We start from the raw sequence: 1,191 nt of genomic DNA, 5'->3' as shown, positions 1-1,191 counted from the left end.
CTAGTGACCTGGTTTTGAGTTCTGGGCTCGCCCCATGAGTCGTGTTCTGTTTCAGATCTTGTGCTCTGCCTGACGGAGCCGGCATCGTTCCGGTGTCCTGACGGGATGGGCGATAACAGGCTGCCGCCGATGGTGCTGTCGGAGGCTGAGCGGCTGACGTTGGAGAGCTGGGCCAGGCGGCGCTCGACTGCGCAGGGCCTGGCCCAGCGAGCGCAGATCGTGCTGGCGTGTGCGCGCGGGTGGAACAACACCGTGGTGGCCGCGCGGTTGAACACGGAGCGCAAGACGGTGGCCAGATGGCGGACACGGTTCTTACGGGACCGTCTGGACGGCCTGGCGGACGAGCCGCGGCCCGGAGCGCCGCGGACCATCACCGACGCCCAGGTGGAAGAGGTGGTGGTCCGCACCCTGGAGGAGACTCCTCCGGGCGGGACGCACTGGTCGAAGCGGGAGCTGGCCAAGGTCGTGGGCATCTCGCCCGCGAGTGTGCTGAGGATCTGGCACGCCTTCGGCCTGCAGCCGTGGCGGACCGAGGTGTTCAAGATCTCCCCGGACCCGCTGCTGATCGACAAGATCCGCGATGTGGTCGGTCTCTACCTCGCTCCGCCTGCGAACGCGGTGGTGTTCGCGGTGGACGAGAAGCCGCAGATCCAGGCTCTGAAGCGGACCGCGCCGGTGCTGCCCATGATCCCGGGAGTCCCCGAACGGCGAAGCTTCGACTACATCCGCCACGGCACCGTCGATCTGTTCGCCGCGCTGAACACCGCAACGGGCAAGGTGATCACCAAGCTGTCCGCGCAGCACCGGGCGGTGGACTTCCGTGACTTCCTCGATGAGATCGACCGCCAGACCCACAAGAGCCTGGCGGTCCACGTGATCTGCGACAACCTCTCCGCTCACAAGGCGCCCGTGGTGCACAGGTGGCTGCTCGCGCATCCCCGCTTCCAGCTCCACTTCACGCCCACCTACTCGTCGTGGATCAACCAGGTTGAGCGGTGGTTCGCCGAGCTCGAGCGACGCTGCCTGGAGCGGGGGGTGTTCTGCTCCCTCGACAACCTCAAGGCCGCACTCGAGAGCTGGATCAAGGTCTGGAACGAGGACGCCAGGCCCTTCAAGTGGACCAAAACCGCCGACCAGATCCTCGACCGCATCTGCCGCTACTGCGACAGGATCTCAAAACCAGGTCACTAG

At 66.0% G+C, this 1,191-nt stretch carries 1 protein-coding gene; it reads left to right on the top strand.

The window, feature by feature from the left end:
- Nucleotides 1–105: 105 nt before the first annotated feature.
- Complete coding sequence (locus tag ABZ490_RS52190; protein ID WP_359008150.1) at nt 106–1,191, top strand: IS630 family transposase; 1,086 nt, start codon at nt 106–108, stop codon at nt 1,189–1,191.

It is taken from the genome of Streptomyces sp. NPDC005811 (genome assembly GCF_040630405.1).
Classification (GTDB): Bacteria; Actinomycetota; Actinomycetes; order Streptomycetales; family Streptomycetaceae; genus Streptomyces.
The sequence above is the reverse complement of the archived record's forward strand: the minus strand, read 5'-3'. Positions and strand labels throughout refer to the sequence as shown.